This window comes from Sphingobacterium bovisgrunnientis (assembly GCF_009829085.1).
Lineage (GTDB): Bacteria > Bacteroidota > Bacteroidia > Sphingobacteriales > Sphingobacteriaceae > Sphingobacterium > Sphingobacterium bovisgrunnientis.
On the sequence record NZ_WUQY01000118.1, the window covers coordinates 1 to 528 of the forward strand.

General features: G+C 34.5%; 1 protein-coding gene. It reads right to left on the minus strand.

Annotated elements, in window-relative coordinates:
- Positions 1–95: 95 nt before the first annotated feature.
- A partial coding sequence (locus GOQ16_RS18485) for a hypothetical protein (protein ID WP_204987519.1) occupies positions 96–528 on the minus strand: 433 nt, incomplete at its 5' end.

Consider the following 528-nt stretch of genomic DNA (forward strand, 5'->3'; position numbering starts at 1 on the left):
CTAACATATCCGATTGTTATGATATGTTCAGCAGGATAAAATATCATTCCATCAATTTCTGGACTGATTGAATAAAATTTTATGTATATGGACCTTCATTTGGCAAATTTGGATACTTCAGATTTAAAAATTTCATCGAATCTTTCAATTTCTTTTAGATCTTTTCCGGGATAGATAAGATCTAAAAATCCATAGTCTGCTGTCATTTTGACCATGACAGGGTCTGCATCATTGGTAATTAGTAACCTTGGATAAACATGATCTCCTGAAGATATGAAATAGGAGTCATTTTCTTGTAATTCATAAACAATTTTGGCAAAAGATCTATATTCTTCTTCTTTTGCTGTTAAAAGGGTATCATCATCTTCATCGGATCTGGTTCTAATAACCCTTGTATGTTCATCATTGGATTTTATGGTCAACTTTCTAGGACTTTGTGTATCCCTTTTGATAGTGCTGGGTCCACTACTGCTTTCGCATCGTGGATCACTCCTTGGTACCTGTTGGTATCCCTGTTTGGTATCATAG